The sequence below is a fragment of the Novosphingobium aquiterrae genome (assembly GCF_042434435.1).
In the GTDB taxonomy this organism is placed as follows: Bacteria; Pseudomonadota; Alphaproteobacteria; order Sphingomonadales; family Sphingomonadaceae; genus Novosphingobium; species Novosphingobium aquiterrae.
On sequence record NZ_JBHLTL010000006.1, the window covers coordinates 140,344 to 158,790 of the forward strand.

At 66.0% G+C, this 18,447-nt stretch carries 20 protein-coding genes; 11 read left to right on the top strand and 9 right to left on the bottom strand.

The genetic code is table 11. The annotated features are described in order from the left end of the window. Positions 1-41 precede the first annotated feature (41 nt). Genes ACFFF7_RS10440 through ACFFF7_RS10450 form a run of 3 tightly spaced genes read right to left on the bottom strand, consistent with a single transcriptional unit; the run spans position 42 to position 2,568 of the window. Positions 42-512: a DUF2497 domain-containing protein gene (locus tag ACFFF7_RS10440; protein ID WP_379481293.1), complete on the bottom strand. Its 471-nt coding sequence runs from the start codon at positions 510-512 to the stop codon at positions 42-44. 38 nt (positions 513-550) lie between these two features. Beyond that, positions 551-1,978 (bottom strand): TolC family outer membrane protein, encoded by a 1,428-nt coding sequence (locus ACFFF7_RS10445; RefSeq protein ID WP_379481294.1) that lies wholly within the window; start codon positions 1,976-1,978, stop codon positions 551-553. Between the two features lie 2 nt (positions 1,979-1,980). Beyond that, positions 1,981-2,568, bottom strand: coding sequence for a protein-L-isoaspartate O-methyltransferase family protein (locus ACFFF7_RS10450; RefSeq protein ID WP_379481295.1), 588 nt, complete (start codon positions 2,566-2,568; stop codon positions 1,981-1,983). Between the two features lie 151 nt (positions 2,569-2,719). On the opposite strand from ACFFF7_RS10450, the gene ACFFF7_RS10455 reads away from it, so the two are divergent. The 6 genes from ACFFF7_RS10455 (at position 2,720) to ACFFF7_RS10480 (ending at position 8,342) form a co-directional block, all read left to right on the top strand. Beyond that, positions 2,720-4,243 (top strand): fumarate hydratase, encoded by a 1,524-nt coding sequence (locus ACFFF7_RS10455; protein ID WP_379481296.1) that lies wholly within the window; start codon positions 2,720-2,722, stop codon positions 4,241-4,243. Positions 4,244-4,319: 76 nt separating this feature from the next. Further along, positions 4,320-5,597 (top strand): sensor histidine kinase, encoded by a 1,278-nt coding sequence (locus ACFFF7_RS10460; RefSeq protein ID WP_379481297.1) that lies wholly within the window; start codon positions 4,320-4,322, stop codon positions 5,595-5,597. Further along, positions 5,590-6,336 (top strand): LytR/AlgR family response regulator transcription factor, encoded by a 747-nt coding sequence (locus ACFFF7_RS10465; RefSeq protein ID WP_379481298.1) that lies wholly within the window; start codon positions 5,590-5,592, stop codon positions 6,334-6,336. The genes ACFFF7_RS10460 and ACFFF7_RS10465 overlap by 8 nt, the downstream gene beginning before the upstream one ends. Positions 6,337-6,384: 48 nt before the next feature. Beyond that, positions 6,385-6,651, top strand: coding sequence for a hypothetical protein (locus tag ACFFF7_RS10470; protein ID WP_379481299.1), 267 nt, complete (start codon positions 6,385-6,387; stop codon positions 6,649-6,651). A gap of 39 nt (positions 6,652-6,690) precedes the next feature. After that, complete coding sequence (locus ACFFF7_RS10475; protein WP_379481300.1) at positions 6,691-7,545, top strand: diacylglycerol/lipid kinase family protein; 855 nt, start codon at positions 6,691-6,693, stop codon at positions 7,543-7,545. Continuing rightward, entirely contained in the window at positions 7,542-8,342 is an 801-nt protein-coding gene (locus ACFFF7_RS10480; protein WP_379481301.1) for a metallophosphoesterase family protein, read from the top strand. The genes ACFFF7_RS10475 and ACFFF7_RS10480 overlap by 4 nt, the downstream gene beginning before the upstream one ends. On the opposite strand, the gene ACFFF7_RS10485 is transcribed toward ACFFF7_RS10480, so the two are convergent. From ACFFF7_RS10485 to ACFFF7_RS10505, 5 genes are all read right to left on the bottom strand, one after another. Then, positions 8,339-9,031, bottom strand: a complete 693-nt coding sequence (locus ACFFF7_RS10485; RefSeq protein ID WP_379481302.1) for an HPP family protein — start codon at positions 9,029-9,031, stop codon at positions 8,339-8,341. The two genes, ACFFF7_RS10480 and ACFFF7_RS10485, sit on opposite strands and share 4 nt — an antisense overlap. Before the next feature lie 73 nt (positions 9,032-9,104). Next, complete coding sequence (gene rpsI, locus ACFFF7_RS10490; protein ID WP_379481303.1) at positions 9,105-9,599, bottom strand: 30S ribosomal protein S9; 495 nt, start codon at positions 9,597-9,599, stop codon at positions 9,105-9,107. Continuing rightward, positions 9,599-10,078 carry a 50S ribosomal protein L13 gene (rplM, locus tag ACFFF7_RS10495; protein WP_379481304.1) on the bottom strand — a complete coding sequence of 160 codons (480 nt, stop codon included), beginning with the start codon at positions 10,076-10,078 and terminating at the stop codon, positions 9,599-9,601. The genes rpsI and rplM overlap by 1 nt, the downstream gene beginning before the upstream one ends. A 145-nt stretch (positions 10,079-10,223) precedes the next feature. Continuing rightward, positions 10,224-10,943 (bottom strand): hypothetical protein, encoded by a 720-nt coding sequence (locus ACFFF7_RS10500; RefSeq protein ID WP_379481305.1) that lies wholly within the window; start codon positions 10,941-10,943, stop codon positions 10,224-10,226. Between the two features lie 155 nt (positions 10,944-11,098). Further along, positions 11,099-12,178: a COX15/CtaA family protein gene (locus ACFFF7_RS10505; protein WP_379481306.1), complete on the bottom strand. Its 1,080-nt coding sequence runs from the start codon at positions 12,176-12,178 to the stop codon at positions 11,099-11,101. Between the two features lie 109 nt (positions 12,179-12,287). Here ACFFF7_RS10505 and ACFFF7_RS10510 point away from each other — a divergent pair, with 109 nt between their 5' ends. The 5 genes from ACFFF7_RS10510 (at position 12,288) to ACFFF7_RS10530 (ending at position 16,597) form a co-directional block, all read left to right on the top strand. Next, positions 12,288-12,662, top strand: coding sequence for a MerC domain-containing protein (locus ACFFF7_RS10510; RefSeq protein WP_379481307.1), 375 nt, complete (start codon positions 12,288-12,290; stop codon positions 12,660-12,662). A gap of 40 nt (positions 12,663-12,702) precedes the next feature. Beyond that, complete coding sequence (gene thiS, locus ACFFF7_RS10515; RefSeq protein WP_379481308.1) at positions 12,703-13,689, top strand: sulfur carrier protein ThiS; 987 nt, start codon at positions 12,703-12,705, stop codon at positions 13,687-13,689. A gap of 66 nt (positions 13,690-13,755) precedes the next feature. Next, positions 13,756-14,283, top strand: coding sequence for a hypothetical protein (locus tag ACFFF7_RS10520; RefSeq protein ID WP_379481309.1), 528 nt, complete (start codon positions 13,756-13,758; stop codon positions 14,281-14,283). An 84-nt stretch (positions 14,284-14,367) separates the two neighbouring features. Then, positions 14,368-16,083, top strand: coding sequence for a hypothetical protein (locus tag ACFFF7_RS10525; RefSeq protein WP_379481310.1), 1,716 nt, complete (start codon positions 14,368-14,370; stop codon positions 16,081-16,083). Positions 16,084-16,189: 106 nt separating this feature from the next. Next, complete coding sequence (locus ACFFF7_RS10530; RefSeq protein ID WP_379481311.1) at positions 16,190-16,597, top strand: hypothetical protein; 408 nt, start codon at positions 16,190-16,192, stop codon at positions 16,595-16,597. Here the strand turns inward: ACFFF7_RS10530 and ACFFF7_RS10535 are convergent, their stop codons facing one another. Then, positions 16,598-18,400: an AMP-dependent synthetase/ligase gene (locus ACFFF7_RS10535; RefSeq protein ID WP_379481312.1), complete on the bottom strand. Its 1,803-nt coding sequence runs from the start codon at positions 18,398-18,400 to the stop codon at positions 16,598-16,600. Positions 18,401-18,447: the final 47 nt, after the last annotated feature.

An 18,447-nucleotide genomic window follows, 5' to 3' on the forward strand; every position in this document is an offset into this window, starting at 1 on the left:
AGGCAAAATGAATTGGCGCGCCCGCAAGGACGCTGTGTCAGTCAGGCTTTCTTGCCGACGATCCGGGTGATTTCGGCAGCGACCATGCGTTCGACCAGCGGCGGCAGGTTCTTGTCGAGCCATTCGGCCAGCATCGGACGCAGCAAGTCGCGAGTCAGGCCTTCCAGAGAGGTTTCGCCCGAACGGACGATCTGCGGGGCAGCGCGCGGTTCGGCCAGCATGGCCAGCGCGGTCAGCGAATCGCGCATCGAGGTGGCGGCATCTTCGGTCAGCAGCGGACTGTCAGGTGCCATGACTTGGTTCTCGACGTCGTCGGCATCGACCATCTCGGCCTCGGCCAGATCGAACACTTCGTCTTCGGAAACCGCCGCAGCCGCGACTTCGGCCCGCGGAATGCCGCGCTCTTCGCGGTCCTTGCGGACCTCGGCAGCGTCGGCGCGATTATCGCGCGCGATCACTTTCTTGATCGATTCGAGGATTTCCTCGACCGACGGTTCTCCAGCCTGGCGCATCGCCCTTATACCCCCAGCTGTCCCGCGATGGGACTGATTCACTGCGCGGTAACTGAACCGTCCTGTGCTTTGGTGTCAACGGTGCGCGTCGACTGCGGCTTGGGTGCCGGGTCGCTTTGCCAATCCCAGATGACATTTTTGACACGGTCATAGTTAACGGCGGGATCGTACAGCAGCCCGCCATCAAGGCCCAGATCGCGCGCTTCGGCCTTGCCCATGGCCGACAGCAGGTTGAACCCGGCGACATAGGCATTGCGCTTGGCTGTCACCAGCTGGACCTGGGCGTTGAGGTATTCCTGCTCGGCATTGAGGATGTCGAGAATGGTGCGGTTGCCGACGGTATTTTCCGCCCGCACCCCTTCAAGGCTGAGCGCGGCGGCATCGACCGCGGTCTGCGACGACGTGATCAGGAAGTTGGCCGATTGCCAGCTGGCAAAGGCAGAACGGGTCGCGGCGATGACTTCGCGTTCGATCGCGATTTCCTGTTCCAGCTGCGCACCTTCGCGGGCCTGGGCCTGGCGCCGCTGTGCCGCGGGTAGCCCGCCCTGGAACAGCGGGATCGAAGCACGCACCCCGGCCACCGCGCTGGTCGAAATGTTGGCCGCGCCGGGGACGTTGTTCGATCCAAGGTAATCGCCGCGGTCGGCGCCGGTAAAGATGCTGACCGTAGGCAAGCGCCCGGCACCGGCCACGGCAGTGTCGAATTCCGCCGCCTTGCTGCGCTGGTGTGCGGCGATCAGGTCGGGATTGTTGTCGAGCGCGGTCTGCACCGCGTCCTCGACCGTTGCCGGCAGGCCGGGGAGCGGCGGCGGCGGCTGCAGCGCGACGGGGGCCTTGCCGACCACCTGGATATAACGTTCGCGCGCTGAAATCAGCTGGGCTTCGGACGAGCGGACCTGGCCATTGGCCAGCGCCAGGCGCGACTGCGACTGAGCCACGTCGGTCCTAGTCAGGTCGCCGATCTCGAAGCGGTCGCGGGTCGCCTGCAGATTGACGCCAAGCTGCTTGGCATTGCTCCGGTTGAGCCCGACCACGGCTTCGGCGAGGATCACGTCCATGTAGGCGGCAACGACCTGGCTGAAAACGCCCGATTCCGCAGCGCGCAGATCGGCCTGTCCGGCGCTGACGCGGGTGCGCGCGGCGCGCAGCGAATTCTTGATCGCCCCGCCGGCATAGATCGGCACTCCCAGGTCCACACTCAGCGCCAGATTGCGGTCCGGGGCCAGCGGGCTTGACCCGCTGGTGTGGAGGAACTCGGTATAGGTGGCGGTGCCGCTGACCGAGGGCAGCGAGGCCGAGCGCGCGATCGGCACGCCTTCGTCGACCGCGCGCTGCTGGGCCCGGGCCGCCTGCAATTGCGGGTTGCCGGTATAGGCCAGGGTCAGCGCTTCGCGCAGGTCGTCGGCCAGTGCCGGGGTGGCAGCGAGGGCCATCCCCGCAAGCAGGGTAAAGCGCGAAAGGCGCATCGTCAGAAGCTCCAGCTTTTGGGGGCGGCGAATTCGGCCAGGACCGGAATGCCCATGTCGACCAGCGGGACCAGTGCAACGGCACCGCCGATCTTGCGCCCGGAAGAGAGTCGGGTCACCCCGCGCTGTGTCATGCCGGTCACGATCCGCCCGCCTTCGTCCAGCGCAGCGGCAAGAGCGGCCGGCAGCTGTTCGATCGCACCGTCGATCAGAATCAGGCTGAAGGTACCCTTGACCCCGGCGGCCGCATCGGCGGCGCTGACAACAGTCACATTAACATCCAGTGTGCGCAGCAACGCGGCGAGGTAATCGCTGCCGCAGCTGACCACCAGGATCCGGTCATCGCGGCGCGGTGCGGCCTCGCTCAGCATCCGGCCGTGAAACAGCGGGGCGGGCAGGGCATGGCCATCGCCCAGCGGCACGGCGCGGTCGATATAGGCATGACCGCGGGCACCGGCGGGCACGAAGTCTTCGCGCGGGACGCTGCCCATCGCGGCCAGCAGCCATTCGTCATTGACCCCGCTGGGACGCAGCTGGCTGTCGATCATCGCCTTGCGGGCGGCGGAACTGTCGATGGTGGCGACGCTCATGAATGGTCCTTCTGGACGAACTGTATTACACACGCACAACAGCAAGGCAATGGCCCTGCAAGGCGTTCATCGAGTGCCAAAGCAGCTTTGACGACACGCCAATGCTGCGCCTATGGGGGCGAAGCTGCCAGTTCAAGAGGAAAACCGGGCGATGACCGAGATGGTGACCATTCGTGAGGAAGACCTGATCGAAACCGTGGCCGACGCGCTACAGTTCATCAGCTATTTCCATCCGATGGACTATATCCGCGCGCTGGCCGCAGCGTGGGAGCGGGAGCAGAACCCGGCGGCCAAGGATGCCATGGCCCAGGTGCTGGCCAACAGCCGGATGTGTGCCGAAGGCCACCGACCGATCTGCCAGGATACCGGGATCGTCAACGTCTTCCTCAAATGGGGCCAGGACTGCCGGCTTGAGTCGGGCCGCTCGCTGCAGGAGGTGGTCGATGAAGGGGTGCGCCGCGCCTATCTCCATCCCGACAACAAGCTGCGTGCCTCGATCGTCGCCGATCCTGCCTTCACCCGTCGCAACACCCGCGACAACACCCCCTGCGTGCTCAACGTCGAAATGGTTCCCGGGCGGACCGTCTCGATCGATGTCGCCGCCAAGGGTGGGGGGAGCGAGAACAAGTCCAAGTTCAAGATGATGAACCCCAGCGATTCGATTGTCGACTGGGTGCTGGAAATGCTGCCGACCATGGGCGCGGGCTGGTGCCCGCCGGGGCAGCTTGGCATCGGCATCGGCGGCACGGCGGAAAAGGCCATGCTGCTTGCCAAGGAATCGCTGATGGAAGAGATCGACATGCACGATCTCAAGGCGCGCGGAGCCCAGACCGATACCGAGGCGCTGCGCATCGAGCTGTACGACAAGGTCAACGCCCTGGGCATCGGCGCGCAGGGGCTGGGCGGACTGACGACGGTGCTCGACGTCAAGATCAAGGAATGGCCGTGCCACGCCGCGGGCAAGCCGGTGGCGATGATCCCCAACTGCTCGGCCACGCGCCATGCCCACGTCACCATCGACGGTTCGGGTCCGGCCTTCCTGGAACGGCCCAAACTAGATGAATGGCCCGATGTCACCTGGGCGCCTGACAAGGCCGCCAAGCGCGTCGATCTCGACACCTTGACCCGTGAAGAGGTGCAGAGCTGGAAGCACGGCGACCGCTTGCTGCTCAATGGCAAGATGCTGACCGGGCGCGACGCCGCGCACAAGCGGATCCAGGACATGCTGGCTAAGGGCGAGACGCTGCCGGTCGATTTCAAGGGCCGGGCGATCTATTACGTCGGCCCGGTCGACCCGGTGATGGGCGAAGTCGTTGGTCCGGCCGGGCCGACGACGGCGACGCGGATGGACAAGTTCACCGACATGATGCTCGACCTCGGCCTGCTGACCATGATCGGCAAGGCCGAACGCGGCCAGGGCGCGGTCGACTGCATCGCGAAACACAAGGTTGCCTACCTGATGGCGGTCGGCGGCGCGGCCTATCTGGTCAGCCGCGCGATCCGCGAGGCCAAGGTCGTGGCCTTCGAGGACCTCGGCATGGAAGCGATCTACGAATTCACGGTCGAGGACATGCCGGTGACCGTGGCGGTGGATAGCGAGGGCAACAACGTCCACAAGCTGGCCCCGCTGGTCTGGCAGGAAAAGATCGCGCGCGAGCATTTGTTGCCGGGTTGAACCCATTCGACCAAGGACGCCGGGCTCTCGATAAAGCGACTGGCCTTGGCCCGTGCCGATAGGCTAGCTGCGGACCATGGCTGACCCGGCGCCCGTCCCCCGCGTTCCTGCACGCGTTGTTTTCGTGTCGATCGCGGCGCTGTGGCTTGCCTATTTCGTGATCGCCACCCTGCGCGGCTGGCTGGTCGGGCTGGATCTTTACGACGCGCTGCTTTGGCGGCGGGTGGTCGTGATCCTTGCCTCGATGGTGGTGACCGCAGCGTTGTGGCCGCTGCTGCGCCTGCTCGATCCGCGGCCGCTGTGGGAAAAGTCGGTAGCGGTGCTGCTGATCGCGCTGCCCGCGTCGCTGCTGCTGGCGCAGATCAACCAGTGGGTCTTCGCCCCGATCGAGGAGCAGGCGACGGCGCGCATTGGCGAGCGCGAAGGCCTGCGGATCCGTAGCGACGAGGCGGGCAACCTGCTGGTCGACCCGATCGACCGCGAAGATCCGAATGCGGTCGCTTCGCAAGCGGCTGGCCCGCCGCCACTTCTGCCCAAGCCATCGCCGCCCATTCCGACCATTGCCGAACAGGAACAGGCCGAATCGGCAATCACCATCGATGCCGATACCCGCAAGGACATCCGCTGGCGCCAGCTGACCGACGTTGCCCTGGGGCGCTACTTCCTGCTGCTGGCCTGGGCGGCGCTCTATTTTGCCCTGGTCAATGCCGAACAGGCCCGCGATGCCGAACGCCGCGAAGGTGAGTACCGCCGTGCCGCGAAAGCGGCCGAGCTGCGCTCGCTGCGCTATCAGGTCAATCCGCATTTCCTGTTCAACACGCTCAATTCGCTGTCGGCGCTGGTCCTGACCGGCAAGAGCGAGGCCGCCGAACGGATGATCCAGTCGCTGTCGGGGTTCTATCGTCGCAGCCTGGCCGGGGATCCCAGCGCCGAGCAGGCGCTCGATCAGGAAGTGGCCCAGCAGGAACTCTATCTGCAGATCGAGGCCGTGCGCTTTCCCGAACGGCTGCGGGTCCAAGTCGATCTTCCGCCCGATCTTGCCGACGCCAGCGTGCCAGGCATGATCCTGCAGCCGCTGGTCGAAAACGCGGTGCGTTACGGGGTCACGCCGGTTGCGCGCCCGGTGACCGTTTTGCTTGCCGCGCGGAGCGAGGGGCAGACTCTGGTCCTTACGGTCAGCGATGATGGGCCCGGCGGCAAGGGACAAGGTGCCGGCGGGTTCGGGATCGGGCTCACCAATGTCCGCGACCGGCTCGCCGCGCGCTACGGCGATCAGGCCAGCCTGGTTTCCGCGCCAGGACCGGATGGCGGCTGGACGACCGTCATCCGCATGCCGTTGGAACGCCATGCCTGATCATAGCCCCTTGCGCACCCTGGTCGTCGACGATGAGCCGCTGGCGCTGGAGCGGATGCTGCACATCTGCCGCGATCTGCCCGCGGTCGAAGTGGTCGGAACAGCGCAGGATGGCAACGCCGCGCTTGCCGCAATTGCCGACCTTGCCCCCGATCTTGTCCTGCTCGACATGACCATGCCCGAACTCGATGGGCTGTCGGTGGTCCGTGCGCTGGGCAAGGCGCACGCCGCGCCGGCGGTCATCTTCGTCACCGCGCATGACAGTTTTGCGGTCGAGGCCTTCGATCTCGACGCGGTCGACTATGTCCTCAAGCCGGTCACGCCCGAACGGCTCGATCGCGCCATCGCCCGTGCAGTCGCCCGGCGCGGCAGCGGCAGCAAGGATGAGGGACAATGGCTCAGCGAATTCTGGGTGCCCCACCGTTCCGAACTGCTGCGCATTGCCGCCGCCGATGTCGACCGGATCGATGCGGAGCGTGACTATGTCCGGCTCCACGTTGGCCAGAACGAGGGTAATGCGCGGTCCTATCTGATGCTGCAGACCGTCTCGGGGCTGGAAGCGCGGCTCGATCCGGAGCGGTTCATCCGCCTTCATCGCTCGACCATCCTGCGCCGCGACCGGATCACCGGTCTGCGCCATGACGGGCTGGGGGTGTGGTCGGCCGAACTGGCCGACGGCACCTCGGTGCGGATCGGGCGAACCTATCTGGCCCGGGCCAAGGCCATGGCGGGACGCTGAGCGCAGGGCGATTGCCAAGGCGGCAGGCGGCGCTCTACGGTTGGGGACATGGCCCTGTTCGTGACCTTCCTGTTCGGCGTGGCCAATTTCGTGCTGCACAAGGCGGTTGTCGACAGCGGGCATCCCTTGCTCGAATCGATGGCAGGATTTTTTCACTTGCTGGGCGGCCGCGCTGCAACCCTGGTCGAATTCGGCATGCTGCTGGGCGTGCTGCTGCTGGTCGCCCAGGGCAGTACCGGCTGGGCCATGCTCTATGCCGGCTATACGACGGTCAATGCCGCGGCAGCGTGGTTGATCCTCAGTGGGCGGGTGTGACGCGGAACAAGTGCACAGACGCTTCGTTAGCCGTGCATCATGGCACGCAAGAACGCACCCTTATGGCTCGTCGTCAATCCTGCGAGCGGAAGCAATGACGATGCCGCGCGCAACGCTCTTGTTGAAGCGCTGGCCCAGGCTGGGTTTGCGCCGGATCGGGTGATCGACATCACCACCAATCCCGACCTGGCCCAGCAGGCCTTGACCCGCGCCGGCGTCGCGACACTGGCGGTGTTCACCGGCGACGGGACCTTGGGCTCCGTGGTCTGCGGTGCCGAGGGCTGGGACGGCCAGATCCTCGTTCTGCCGGGTGGGACGACCAACCTCTGCGCGAGGGCGCTGCATGGTGAGGATTGCACTGCCGACGGGATCATTGCCGCCTTGGCGTCAGGGACGCTGGTGCGGCAACGCCGCAATGCGGTCAGCTGGAGCGGCGGCAAGGCGATCTGCGAGCTGCTGGCCGGCCCCGGCGCCACCTGGAGCGACGTGCGCGAGGAAATGCGCGAGGGTAATATCGTCGCGACGGCGCAGACCGCGCTTGGTGCCGCGCGCGAAACCGCTGGGGGCGCGCTGGTGCGTTTACGTGATCCCGAACTGGGCAAGGCCGACGGCTATGGCGGGGTGCGCCTGGTGCCCGAGCCCAATGGCATTGTCGTCGATGGCTATGGCGCCGACGGTATTGCCGACTACCTCAAGCAAGGTCTGGCCCTGCTGCGCCGCAATTTCCGCGAAGGCCCGCACGACGAGCTGGGCAGCCACCGCGCAGTCCATTGCGAGACCGTCGACGGCGCACCGATGGACCTGATGATCGATGGTGAACGCAAGACAGGACGACCGCGCGAGACGTTTTCGCTTGCGCCCCTGGCCGTCGATCTGCTTGCCTCCGGGCAATGACACCCGACTTCACGTTCTTTCACATCAGCGACCTGCACTTCGGGCGTGAGGATGATGCTGCCCTTGAATGGGTGCGCGATGCCATCGCGCTTGAACGACCCGATGCCGTCCTCATCACCGGCGATCTGACGATGCGGGCGCGGCACCGCGAATTCACAGCGGCCTGCGCGTGGATCGGCACTTTGGGTGTGCCGGTGACGGTTGAGGTCGGCAATCATGACATGCCCTATTTCAACCTGATCGAGCGCTTCATAGCGCCGTTTCGCCGTTTCGCTGCGATCGAGCGGCTGGTCGAGCGCGAGCTCGATTTTCCTGGTCTCGCCGTGGTTCCCTTGCGCACGACCACGCGGGCGCAATGGCGCTGGCCATGGGTCGATGGCTGGGTCCGCAAGCCGGCGCTGGCCCGGACGCTTTCGGCGATCGACGCACTGCCGCCGGGCACACGAGTGCTGGTGACCGCGCATCATCCGCTGCCCGAACATGCGCCTTCGGGCAAACGTCTCACCATTGGCGGCGATCACGCGATGGCCCAGCTGGCAAAGCGCAAGGTGGCCGCCGTGTTGACCGGCCACGTCCACGATCCTTTCGATCTGGTGCAAGAGACGCCGGAAGGACCCTTGCGGCTGGTCGGTGCCGGCACGCTGTCGACCCGGCTGCGCTCGACCCCGGCAAGCTATAACCGCGTCGAACTGAGCGGCGACGCGGTCCGTGTCTCCGTGCGCAACCGCGATCACCTGGCCAGCGCGCAGGTTCAGGTCGGCGAAGTGCCAAGCGGCCCCTTGCCCGGCGGGGTTTAGCGCTGGCGCGGGTTTGTTCGTGCAAAGACGCGCGCTTCGGCGGCGTGCAGCACACCCAGCAGGTCTTCCCGGCTGATGTCGAGGACGTCGTTCCATTCGGCCAGCACCGCGTCCAGATCGGCATCGTCGATATGGCCGACCCATGTCCTCTGTTCGGCAACCGGCGGGGTACGGTGCGGATAGCTGTGGCCCGTCAGCCGGTTCCAGCCAACCGCCCAGATCAGCAGCACCAGTACATTCAGCGCAAGCGGAAAGACCAGGAATGACCAGGTCAAAGCCGCCGGGGTCGCCAGGGTGGTGATCAGGACGGTTCCGCCCGCTGGCGGATGAAGGCATCGCGCCAGGTTCATCAGAACGATCGCCGCGCCAACTGCGATGCCGGCGGCGAGCCAGGGTTCGGGAACGATGGCCCGCACCACCAGTCCGATCGCGGCGGCCAGCACATGCCCCCCGAACACCGGCCAGGGCTGCGACAGCGGACTGGCGGGAAGCACGAACAGCAAGACCGCGGAGGCCCCCATCGAGGCGACCAGCCACGCGCCAGGCGCTGTCGCCGCACCGAGCGATGCGGCGATCAGGCCGGTGGCGGCAATGGCCAGGGCGGCACCGATCGCACCGGTCAACCAGCGCTGGGCATTGGCCCTGGCGACCAGCGCCAGGCCCGCACTTCTCAGGATCCGTCCTGGCATTGCTGTTCTCCGGGCATGAAAAAGGGGCCGACCGCCAGGCCGACCCCTTTTGCAATTCGATCTGGCAGGCGGATCAGCGCTTGCTGAACTGGAAGCTCTTGCGTGCCTTGGCCTTGCCGTACTTCTTGCGTTCGACCACGCGGCTGTCGCGGGTCAGGAAGCCGGCGGCCTTGACCACGCTGCGCAGGGCAGGCTCGAACTTGGTCAGCGCGGTGGCGATGCCGTGCTTGACGGCACCGGCCTGGCCCGAAAGCCCGCCGCCCTTGACGGTTGCGATGACATCGTACTGGCCGGCGCGGTCGGCGATCTGGAACGGCTGGTCGATAACCAGACGCAGCGTCGGACGGGCGAAATACACGTCCTGGTCGCGGCCGTTGACGGTGATCTTGCCCGAACCGGGCTTGATCCACACGCGGGCCACGGCATCCTTGCGGCGGCCGGTGGCATAGGCACGGCCCTGGGCGTCGATCTGCTTTTCACGCAGCGGCATGGTCGGCGCAGCGGGTGCCGCCGGGGTTTCGGCAATCGCGCCGAGATCGGCGAGATCGGTGACGGTTTCTTCGGACATCAGGCGCCCACCTTGTTCTTGCGGTTCATGGCAGCAACGTCGAGCGGCTGCGGCTGGGTGCCGCCATGCGGATGCTCGGTGCCGGCGTAGAGGTGAAGGGCACGCATCTGCGCCCGGCCCAGCGGACCGCGCGGGATCATGCGTTCCACGGCCTTTTCAAGCACGCGTTCCGGGAAACGGCCGTCCAGCACCTTGTCGGCAGTGACTTCCTTGATCCCGCCGGCATAGCCGGTGTGCTTGTAATAGGTCTTCTGCTTGAGCTTGTTGCCCGTCAGCCGCACCTTGCCGGCGTTGATCACGACGACATGATCGCCGCAATCGACGTGCGGGGTGAAGCTCGGCTTGTGCTTGCCGCGCAGATGATTGGCGATGACCACGGCCAGACGCCCGACCACCAGACCATCGGCATCGATCAGATGCCAGTTCTTTTCCACCTCGGCCGGTTTGATCGACCGGGTGACCTTGCTGAGCGCCTTCATGGCCAGCTTTCCTTGTACGAAGGGGTTACCCTGGGAATTGCGAATCTCCGCCTCACGGCGGGAGAAGGCGGCCCATTCGTCGAACCGTCGCGGAAAGTCAAGGATATCCGGGCTATTCCCGAGAGGTAAAATAATACCGCAACGGTCAGGAGGCGGTCAACGACCACACTTCGCGGGAGACCTTGGTTGTCCCGGCCAGCCGCGTCGTGACCACGCGTTCGACCTGCCGCGACGGGGCGCCGGCCGTCAGGTCGTCGATCCGGGTTGCGACTTCAACCTCACCTTGATCGCCGCCCGGAAGGCCGATCTTGCGCACTTCGCGCCGCGCTCCTGGCTGGGCCCGGAAAAAGTCGGCCGGAAACGGCGTCCCAGCGGCGCCTGCGGCAGAAATGACCGGAACCTGGGCCAAGGCATCGGCCTTTGCCTGCGGATCGATCCGCGCATTGCCCAACGTAACGCGCAGCAGGTTGTCGAGGCGGGTGCTAATTTCTGCAGAAGCCGGCCCGCCTTCCGAAACCACCGTACCGCGCCTGTCGAGCAGGATCGGAAAGGTCGTGTCGGGGCGCTGGCGTTCCAGATCGGCAAAGGCATCAAGTTCGGCAGGTGCCTCGACCCGCGCTTCGATCAGGTCGCCGTCGAGCCGGAACCCTTCTGCGGAGGGCGCGAAACGTACGGCATAACGGCGCGTCACAACGATCTGCTCGCCAGTCGACAAGTAACGCCAGACCGTTCGGGTCAGGACTCCGCTGCTGGGCGGCAAGAAATGTGGAAGTTCGCCGCCAGCGGTTGCCTTCGCCGGCAGTGTTGCCGCGCCGCACGGCGCAAGCGCGGCAATACTGGCCAGCAAAATCGCGTGCCGCTTCATGGCGCTGGCGCCGATGGTGTGGCGTCGACGTTGACTATCACTCCCAGGCCCCTTTCCTTGTCCGGTTCGCTTGCCCTTGCGATAGGCAGAAATACAGGGACAATATTGGCACAGGTATTCCGTGCTTCGTCAAGCCGCAAGCGTCCAGCCGCGCGTCACCCTCTTGCCCGGCCCAGGCAATGCGCCGCCCAGACCACCGAGGCAACCAGCAAGGCGCCCACCAGCTGGTGCAGCCCGGCGAGCCACAGGGACATCCCGCTCATCACCGTGGCAATGCCCAGCAGGATCTGCGTGCCAAAGGCGGCATGGACCGCAACCGAGGCAGGGCGATGCGCCGCACGGACCTTGCGGGCCAGGACGATCAGAACGGCAACCACGGCCCAGGCCCACCAGCGATGGGTAAAATGGACCAGATAGGGGTCGGATAGAAAGGCGTGGGCCGTACCCTGCGACCAGTCGATCCCGTCGGGCAGCAGCTTGCCCTGCATCATTGGCCAGGCCTGCCAGTTGAACCAGCCCGAACCAGCGACATATCCTGCCCGGAGGCCGGCCAGCAACGCGCCGTAAAACAGCTGCAGTGCCAGCATGGCTATGGCCAGCGCCGCCAGCGGCGTGAGGCGCGCCCTGGCTTCCCCGCGCGCCGTTGCCCGCAGATCCAGCGCGGTCCAGACCAGCGCAGACAACGTGGTAAGCGCCAGGAGAAGATGCGTTGCGAGGCGGAAGTGGCTGACCTTGACGTCCTGGGTCAGGCCCGACTTGACCATCCACCAGCCGACGAAGCCTTGCAGTCCGCCAAGCAGCAGCAGCCCGACCAGCCGCGCATGATAACCTGCCGGGATCGCCCGCCGCACCCAGAACCACGCCAATGGAAGGGCAAATGCCAGCCCCAGGGTCCGCCCAAGCAAGCGGTGGAACCATTCCCAGAAGAAGATGAACTTGTAGTCGGCCAGGGTCATGCCCGCCGGCCCATTGACCTTGGTATACTGCGGGATCTGCTTGTAGGCCTCGAACTCGGCCTGCCACTGCGCCTCGCTGAGCGGGGGCAGGGCACCGCTGACCGGCTTCCACTCGGTGATCGAGAGGCCCGATTCGGTCAGACGGGTGATCCCGCCGACGGCAACCATCAGCACGACTAGCGCGGCCACGACAAACAGCCAGCGCGCCAGAGCGAGCGGGCGGGACGTGGAGACAACCGGGGCAGAGCCCGCGGCGACGGAGGGAGCGACCGCGTTCATGGCGCGCGCTCTGCTTCCGCCAGCGGCAAAGCGCAAGGGAAATAGGCCGACCTGCACCTTGGTGCTTGAATGATGGTATACTATCACATAAATGGAACCCGCAATGCGCATGGCCATGCCCCTGATTCGCGACCGGCTTGACCGGGTCGGCGTCCTGTTGTCGGGACTCTGTGCCGTGCATTGCCTGGCCAGCCTGGTCCTGGTCGCCGGGCTGGGTCTGGGCGGCGAAGTGCTGTTGTCCCCGGCCATCCATCGCGTCGGCCTGGCCCTGGCTATTGCCGTCGGCGGGGTCACGCTGGTGATGGGCGTGATCCGCCACGGCGATCCGGTGCCGCTGCACGCGGGCGCTGCAGGGCTCGCCCTGATGGCGGTGGCGCTGTTCACCGGGCACGGCACGGCCGAAGCAATCTTCACCATCGCCGGTGTAGCCGCCCTGGCCTTCGCGCATCTGCGCAACCTACGGTACAATCGCTGCGCGGCGTGAAGCGTTGATTATCCGCGCGCCCGCGCTATCTGCGGGGGCGATGACCCACACGCTCTCCCTTACCGTCAACGGCGAACTGCGCCGCGCCGCGCCCGGATCGGTCGCCGATCTGGTCCGCAGCCTCGAACTCGATCCGGCCAAGGTTGCGGTCGAACGCAATGGCGCGATCGTTGCCCGCTCGACGCTGGCCGGCGTGGCGCTGGGCGATGGCGACGTGCTGGAAATCGTCCATTTCGTCGGCGGGGGCCAGGGTGATGGTGAAGATAGCTGGACGGTCGCCGGACGCACCTTCCGATCGCGGCTGATCGTCGGCACCGGCAAGTACAAGGACTTTGCCCAGAACGCCGCGGCGGTCGAAGCCAGCGGGGCAGAGATCGTCACCGTCGCTGTACGCCGGGTCAACGTCAGTGATCCCAAGGCACCGATGCTGACCGACTTCATCGATCCCAAAAAGATCACCTACCTGCCCAATACCGCGGGCTGTTTCACTGCTGACGAGGCGATCCGCACCCTGCGCCTGGCGCGCGAAGCGGGTGGCTGGGATCTGGTCAAGCTGGAAGTGCTGGGCGAGGCGCGCACGCTGTACCCGGACATGCGCGAAACGCTGAAGGCCTGTGAAGTACTGGCCGGCGAGGGCTTTCTGCCGATGGTCTATTGCACCGACGATCCGATTGCCGCGAAGCAGCTTGAAAGCGCCGGCGCGGTCGCGGTCATGCCGCTGGGCGCGCCGATCGGTTCGGGCCTGGGTATCCAGAACCGGGTGACGATCCGCCTGATCGTCGAGGGTGCGTCGGTGCCAGTGCTGGTCGATGCCGGGGTCGGCACCGCCAGCGACGCCGCCGTGGCGATGGAGCTGGGCTGCGACGGGGTGCTGATGAACACCGCGATCGCCGAAGCGAAGGACCCGTTGCGCATGGCGCGAGCGATGAAGCTGGCGGTCGAGGCCGGTCGCCATGCCTACCTCTCGGGCCGGATGGGAACGCGCAAGTACGCCGATCCCAGCAGTCCGCTGGCGGGACTGATCTGATCGATCAAGCTAACGGCTAATTAACCATCTTGCGCGATCTTGACCCTGACATTTGGGGGCAAGACCATGGCGAATACCGGAACTGCATCGCTGACCATCGCAGAGCTGCGCGAGTTCGCGAGCTTCACCGCCTGCGAGCAGCGTTACATCAAGCGCAGCCTCGACGTCGGGCTGGGGCGGCAGGATGCGTTCAAGCTGTGGGCCCGCGACGATGGCGAAAGCCGCTCGATCCGCAGCCAGTACCTGGTCTACCAGGAACTCAAGACGCTGCGCGGCCAGGTTCCCGCCGAAACCGGTTTCGATGCGCTGGAAAGCTATATCGGCAAGCTGGTGCGGATCGCCGCCTTCGATCTCGCCCAGGAACGCATCGAGGGCTTTTCGGCGTTTCGCTTTCTCTACGAGCGGCTGCTCGGCGCCGATGTCCGCCCGTTCCTGCCCTCGGCCTTCTGTGCTGCCGCCGCGCTGCCGCAGATCCGCCCCGAAAAGCGCAAATACCTGCTCCAGTCGATCAGCGAAGCCGCCGCCACCGCGCCGGGCTGGTCGGCGCGCGAGCCGAGCTTCTATCCCGAATGGGTCGAGAAAGAAGCGGCGTAAAATTACCGTGAGCCGCCTCGCTCGTAACGCCATATCAACCATTCTGCGCCACGGTCCGTGCTTGCAAGCGGCGGGGAAACGCGCGTGACAACCATTACCCTGGACGGACTGAGCGAAGAAGAGTTCCGTCGTTCGATCGAAATGCGGCTGCGCCACGACCTTGCCGGTGCGGCGCTGGAACGCCTGCGCGCGCTGATCGCGCCCTTTGCCCAGCCCGGCGGGATCCTGCCCGAACGCTTCCTGACCGTCTCTGCCAGCGAGCTTAACCTTTACGGCTGGGACGGCCTGGGCGATGCCCTGCGCCGCCACGACCGGCCCGGTCGCCCGGTCTCGGCACTGTCGATCGCCTTTGGCTGGGCGGGCGAAGACGCCCCGCAGCCCGATGCTGAAGGCCGGCTCACCCCGCTGATCGAAACTGGCTATTACACCGACGATGCCTTCCCCTTTTCGGCAAGCGGGCGTGAAGACCTGCTCGATGGCTATTCGTTTCACGGCTGCACCTGGGCTGACGATTGCGAGGCCCGCGACAACCTGCTCTCGCTCGGCGGGATCGACGACCTGCACGGCGCCTTGACCCTGCTCGAGGCGCGGCTGCTGGCCAGCGACGAGCCCGACGCCGACGAAATCCGCGCCGGATCGCTGGGGGCCTGTGTGCTCTCGGTGCTGCTCCACCAGGCAGTCAGCGAACGCATTGCTCGCGACGGCCTGCCCCGCCCGCTTTGCGTCATGGCCGGCAGCAACGGGGTCTACCCCTATTTCGACGCGCCGGTGGTCGGTCTGCCCGACGATGTGCGCAAGGCCGCCGAAGCCGCCGAAGAAGAAGAGGTGGTCGACCGCGGGGTGCCCGGTCCGCGCTATTCCAGTCTGCTGGTCACCGGCATCCCCCGCGCCAAGAAGCGCGCCGTGCTGGTGCTGGAGGAAAGCGAAGAGGAAATGGCGGTGCGCATCGCCAACCTGCGCGGCATCCATCACCGCGAGGAACCGCCGGTTATCGCGCCGCCCGCAAGCGAGCCCGAGCAGCCTGCGCTGCACGAACCGGAAACGGCGATCATTCCGATCCCCAATGGTCCGCTGCTGACCAAGAAGGCCCCGGGCCATGCCTGGGATTTCCGCGACATGCTCGGCCCGCCCCGCGATGCCGAAGCTCCGGACGATGCCGGGATCCCGCCCGAAGACCTGCCGTCCGCAGACTTCCCGCCCGAAGACTTGCCGCCCGAAAAGCCGCCGGTTGCCGATCTGCCGTTCGAGGCATCCGCGCGCGATGTGTTTGCGCCGAACGATGCCGTGCCGGACCTCGCTTCGCCCGAGATTGCGCCGGTGCCGGTGCCGGCCGCGCCGCCCCTGGCCGAGCTGCCATTCGAGATCGCCCGCCTTGAAGACGCAGCACCGCAGGACGAGCCGGTGCCCGCCGAGGACGATTTTCCGCCGCCACCACCGCTGGCCGACCTGCCCTTGCCGCCGCGTGCGCCGGAACCAGTTTCCAGCGAGCCGCAGCCGCGTCCGCGCTTTCCCAGCCAGGCTCCGGTCGGACCCGGCTTTGCCTTGCTCGAACCGAGCCTGCAGGACCGCCTCGAATCGCTGCTTGCACCGCACGTGCCCGAAGTGCGTCCGATCGAGCGCGAACCGGAACCCGTCGCGGCGACAGATCCGGCCGAGTCCGATCTGGGTCCGATCTGGCCGCTCGGCATCGGCTGGCTCGAAGATGAAGCGCCGTCGGCTAACCATGAGCTGGATGGGGATATTGCGGTCGAGCGACCCGGATTGTGGGCACGTTTGCGTGCCTGGCTTGGGCGGCGCTGATCGACCGACGTCGATTCAGGGCAAGTTGTTAGGACCTGCTGGCGCATAGGCCGGGGTGCCGTCCGTCGACCGGTCCTTGTCCGACGCCCCGAGCTGAAGGATCGTCGTGCTCCAGACCAATTTTGAACGCGAATGCGACCGGCTGTCCGCGGCTGTCGATCAGGTCCAGTTCGAACGGATGCGCTGGGCCCGCGAGGAAGGGCCGATGCTCGCCCGGCTGGCCGAACTGACTCAGGCCGCCGTTGCGGAGCGCGAGGACTACGAACTGACCGAAGAGGGTTCGGCCGGCAACATCAGGCGCTACGTGCTCAAGGTGCACGGCACCCGCGTCTGCGCCGTCGCGGTGGGCCTGGTGCGCGGGCAGGCGGTGATGGACGCCGAAGCGATCGAGCGCAGCCGTTTCCGCCTGGCGCCCGGCGACGCTTCGGCAATCAGCTATGGCGACGTTGACGAGGACTGGATCGCCGGTGCCCTGCAGCGCGTCTTCGGGCGGATCGCAGCCGAGGCTGCGTAATCAGCCCTTGTACAGTGCGTCGAGCCGCTCGCCGTAACGCTCTTTCAGTTTGTGGCGGCGGATTTTCAGGCTGGGGGTCATTTCCTCGTTCTCGATTCCGAAGGCTTCGTCGGCGAAAGCGAACTGGCGGACCTTTTCGATCACCGAAAGATCCTGGTTGACCCGGTCGATCGCGCCGCGCACCGCCGAGCGGAAGGCAGGCAGATCCTGCAGGGCATGCAGATCGAACTTCTCGCCATTGGCGCGCGACCATTCCAGCGCCCATTCGGCATCGGGCACGACCAGCCCGACCAGATAGGGCCGCTTGTCGCCGATCACCATCGCCTGGGCGATCTCTGGCTGCAGGGTCAGCATGCCTTCGATCTTCTGCGGGCTGACATTGTCGCCCTTGTCGTTGACGATCATGTCCTTCTTGCGGTCGGTGATGACGATCCGGCCCGCGTCGTCGATGTGGCCAATATCGCCGGTGTGCAGCCAGCCATCTTGCAGCGCCTTCGCCGTCTCGGCCTCGTTCTGCCAGTATCCATGCATCACCAGCTCGCCGCGGACCAGGATTTCGCCATCCTCGGCAATCCGCACGTCGACCCCATGGAGCGGCGGGCCAACCGTATCCATCTTGAGTCCGACGCTGGGCCGGTTGCAGCTGATCACCGGCCCGGCCTCGGTCTGGCCATAGCCCTGGAGCATGGTCAGCCCCATCGAATCGAAGAATACGCCGATATCGGGATTGAGCGGTGCCCCGCCCGAAACCATCGCCTTCAACCGCCCGCCGAACCTCGCGCGGATCTTCGGCCGCAGCGCGCGTTCGATCACCAGATTCAGCGGCGCGTCGCGCCAGCGCTTGCGCCCCTTGGCCTTCATCGTACCGATGCCGATCGCCCGGTCCATCAGGTAGTTGGCCAGCTTGCCCTGCTTTTCGATCTGCTTCATGATCCGGGTGCGCAAAACTTCGAACAGGCGCGGCACCACGACCATGATCGTCGGGCGCACCTCCTCGATATTGCTGGCCAGCTTTTCCAGACCTTCGGAATAATAGATCTGCGCGCCGACGCCGATTGGCAGCATCTGGCCGCCGGTATGTTCGTAGGCGTGGCTGAGTGGCAGGAATGACAGGAATACCTCGTCATCCAGGCCGAAATCCTCGTTCAGAACCCGCGCTGCGCCATCGACGTTGCACAGGATCGCGCCATGGTGTTGGCGCACCCCGCGCGGCGCGCCGCCGGTGCCACTGGTATAGATGATGCAAGCCAGGTCCTGCCGTCTGATCCCGGCGATTCGCGCGTCGACGGCCTTGCGCGCGGCTGCGGCGTCGCCCGCGACCAGCGCGGCCCAGTCGTGATATTCGAAGGTGCCGGTCTGGGCGATGCGCAGCGGCTCGATCCCGATGACGTGGTCGGCGTGGGCCGCGCGCAGCACCGCGCCGAGCAGTGGCTTGGCCAACTTGTCATTGGCCACGATCACCGCGCGCGCGCCCGAATTGTCGAGCACGTGCAAATGATCGCGCTCGGTATTGGTGACATAGGCCGGCACGGTGACGCAGCCCGCCGCCATGATCGCGAAATCGGCGATCAGCCATTCGGGCCGGTTGTCCGAGACCAGCAGCACCCGGTCCCCGGCATTGAGGCCCATCGTGCGCAGCGCTTCGGCCAGGTTGCAGATCTGCGCGATCGCGTCAGACCAGCTCAGCGATTGCCATTTGCCGCCCTTCTTGGCCCACAGGAATGGTTTGTCGCCGCGCAGGTCGGCCCGGCGGAAAAGCAGTTCGACCAGATTGTTGCTGGTCGGCAGATCGGAAATGTTCATTGCGTGCACGGCCCCTTTATTGCGGCACGAATCCTCTTAACCCAGCC